This window comes from Fulvivirga lutimaris (assembly GCF_009711525.1).
Classification (GTDB): Bacteria; Bacteroidota; Bacteroidia; order Cytophagales; family Cyclobacteriaceae; genus Fulvivirga; species Fulvivirga lutimaris.
Genome location: NZ_SMLV01000177.1, coordinates 1 through 4078, shown reverse-complemented (window position 1 = coordinate 4078; position 4078 = coordinate 1). Strand labels below are relative to the sequence as shown.

Below are 4078 nucleotides of genomic sequence, written 5' to 3'. Positions count from 1 at the left end.
TCGACTCCGGCCCTGGGTACAAAAGCCTCTTCTTAAGAAGAGGCTTTTTTATTACATACAGTTCAATAAATAAACATTCATACATATATTTACTACTTGCAATATATTCTATGAATCTAAATATTTATTTTTTTGCCTGCTTTTTACTCCTCACTTGTTCAATAGGATATGCACAAAACTCATTTGAAGGAAGACGCCTAGTTGATGTTGGACAGAATCCAAATGATTTAATTTCAGCAGATTTTGATAATGATAACTACCCAGATATAGCTGTTGCCAACTATAACGAAAACACTGTATTTATTCTTTATAATGACTCTAAAGGTGGTATCAGAAAAAAAACTCTAATTTCAACATTATCGACCCCTCTTAAAATAGCCAGTGCTGAACTTAATGGTGATAGCTTTGACGACTTAATTGTTCTAAATAGCGATTTAAATTCAATAACCATTTTCTATAACCTAGAGGGTGCAGGTTTTTCAAGCGGAAAAACAGTTGAAACAGGAACAATGCCTTTGGATATCAAAACATTTGATATCAATAACAATACGTTTAAAGATATCATTGTTTTAAATAATGATGGTTCTGTGACCCTATTTCATAATGATGGTCTGGGAAACTTTTCTTCAGATGAATTACTTCTTGGTTTTAACTCAGAAAATATGGCCATCGCCCAATTAAATCTGGATAACCATGCTGACTTGGTTTTTACCAATTCAAACCTTAATGAAATTTCCATTTTTTATGGTTCGAGTAACGGCATCTATTCTTCCTCAACTCATGCCACAGGTACCAGCCCTAAATATATTGAGATCGTAGATATTGATAACAATACCTATAACGACATTCTAATTTCTCATCCATTTAATGACGAGGTTTCAATTCTTCATAACGAGAACGGCACGGATAGTTTTACATCAAGCTCAATTTCCGTTAGTGATAATCCAAGATTTATTCGAACTCACTATATAGATGATGATAATATACTTGACCTGGTTGTAAATACTCAATTAAATGTAATGTCAATTTACATTGGTAATGGTGATGGCAGTTTTTCGTTTGATGGAACAACAGGATTTTCTGCAGACATTGGAACATTTGAGTTTATTGACTTTGACCTTAATGGTAAAGTCGATGCTATAGCCACCTTGTTCAATGAAGATCAGCTGGAAATATTAAATGGGAACAATGCTGGTGGATTTGGCCCATTAAAAATTGATATCCCTAGTTATGCGCTGAATACACTAGCGAATTATGATGTTAATGGAGATGGCAATGAGGATTTGGTAATCGCTAACCAGTTTGCATATGCTGCCTCAAACCATATTTTAACAGTCGTTCACGGTGATGGCAATGGAGGGTTTAATTTTGATCAAAATTTATTTATTGGATCAGTAAGTGACATTACATCCATTAAGTTTGATTTCCTAAATGATGACACGAATATTGATATTGCAGCGCTAACAACCTCTTCTGGAGACGTATCAATATTATATGGTGATGGTACTGGCAATTTCGATGACCTAAATATAATTGAAGTGGGTGCCAATCCAACAAGTATGATTATTGAGAATCTGAATAATGATGACTATAAGGACATTATTACTAACGATCGTAATTCAAACAATTTCACCATCCTCTTTGGTGATGAATTAAGCCAATATAGTTCAAATTCAACAATTAGCACTTCAAATTCCAGTGATTTTGGGTTGGTAGACTTTAATAATGACTCTAAACTTGACATAATAAATTCATCCCATTCAGATCTCAACCTGAATTTTTATGAAGGATTAGGAAATGGCAATTTTCTTTCACCAACAGAAATAAATACTGAAGACGAGAAATATGTCTGGATTGAATTTTCTGATATTGATGGCGATGGTGATAAAGATTTAATAGGTGCAGGTTATTTCACTGATACTTTTAGCATTTTTTTGAATGACGGTGTCGCAGGATTTAATAAATCTCAAAGTCTTAATATAGAACCAAGTTGTAGACCAAGAATTGAGGATATTAATGGCGATGGCATCGTAGATATAGCGGTTCTTTCCGATTTCACCAACCTTGTCATTCTCTACGGGAATGGTAAAGGAAAATTCGATATCGTTGAAAAATATTTTTTAGGTGTTGGCCAGTGGGCAAATGATCTGACAGTTGCTGATTTTAACAATGACTCAAAAAATGACATAGTTGTTCCTATAAAAAATAAGCAACGACTTTTCATTTATCTTAATACTAATCAAACTGATGATGAAAGTCCGATACCCCAACTTTTGACAGAACATAGTAGCCCAGTCTCAGTTGAAAGGATTACCCTTTCTTTGGTATTCAATGAGCTCATAAATGGCACATTAACTTCGGAACATTTTAATGTCGAAAACGGAGTTGTTTCAGGAATAGAAAATACAAACAATCAAGACTATACATTAACTCTTGAGCCTATTACAGATGGCAATGTCAATATTTCACTTCGAGAAGGTGCAGTAGCAGACCTTAATGGCAACCTTAATGCGTTATCCAATAATATTGAGTTTGTTTTCGACAACACACTACCTTTAGTTTCTTTCGACTCATCAAATCCAGCAGCAACGAATCTCCCAAATATTTCGCTAACTCTAACTACAAATGAACCTATAGAAGGGCTGGAAATAACTGACTTTGTTTGTAACAACTGCGACATAACTAATATTAACCAACTAGATAGTCACACTTACCAAATCAGTTTAAGCAGTGAAAACGAAGGTATTACTAGCATTGAGTTAACCAATGGCACATATTCCGATCTTCAAGGAAATCTGAACTCAGAAAATTCAGTTTTCCAATATGTGTATGACCAAACTCCTCCTTCTACAAGTATTGAATTAGAAGCACAGTCTGAAGCAAATAGTTTTTTAATTAATATTCTTTTTAGCGAAGAAATTGTAGGATTTGAAGCTAATGACATAATTGTTAACAATGCCATGGTTGAAGATTTTCAAGCCCTTAATGAAGACTATTTTCAGCTAAGGGTTAATAGTGATAATTGCGACTTGATAGAATTGTCAATCTTGAATGGATCAGCCTCAGATTTGGCTGGAAATTTAATTCAAGGTGTTGATTCTTATATAATTAATCAAGCCAGTGGTCAATTAATTACTGAACTAAGCCTTGATAAAAATGATATTGGAGAAAATGTCATAGTCAATGCAATATTCAATAAGCCATTAGCTTCAGCTCCAAATATTAACTCATTTACATTAACAAATGGAGAGATACTTAGCATAACCGAAGTAGACTCAAAGACTTATACTCTGGAAATTTTACCTGATTACGACTTTGATTCATTAACCCTTAAGCTTGATGCATTACAAGTATTTGATGCATGCTTAAATGGTAATAAGCCTTCGGATATATTAGTAGTTGATACTGCTAACCCAAGGTCAAAAATCACATTCACACAGATTCAAAAAAACAACGATGGAACTATAGGGGTTGAAATTAACTTTTCCTTGCCAACAGGGGATTTTTCAGAACAAAATTTAACGCTAACCAACTTGGAGGTTACCAATTTTGATTTATTGAGCGAAACCGATTTTACTGTTACATTAACTCCGATTAATGAAGATGTGGCATCAATTAAAATCTTGGAGAATGTTACTTATAGCATTTATGGATACGGCAATATTGAATCTGATGTATTAGCATTTGATGTAATCTCTCCAATAATTAATATCAATTCACTCGAACCCTTTACCAATAATGATAAACAAACTATTGAGATTAGTATCTCAGAATCAACTACATCTTTAGATGTAGCAGACATTTCTTTGCAAGGGGCAGATATAACCTCTTTTGAAAAAACCCAAGATAATAGATATTCCTTGGGTTTATTATTGAACATTGAAGGTGAAATTATTTTGAGTATAAGTTCAGAATCAGTCTATGATTCAGCTGGTAATCCGAACAAGTTTCTAATGAAGAAACTGACAACTTTTGACCAGACCAGACCATCATTTTCTTATAATATTGATGGAGACACTTTGAAATTAATACCGAGTGAACCTACAACGTCTCTAACAATTGATAAATTAAGCTTAGA

General features: G+C 33.6%; 1 protein-coding gene. It reads left to right on the top strand.

Features of this window, described 5'->3' with window-relative positions:
* Positions 1-110: 110 nt before the first annotated feature.
* The coding region (locus E1140_RS01455; RefSeq protein ID WP_155178296.1) for an FG-GAP repeat domain-containing protein at positions 111-4078 on the top strand (3968 nt) is incomplete at its 3' end.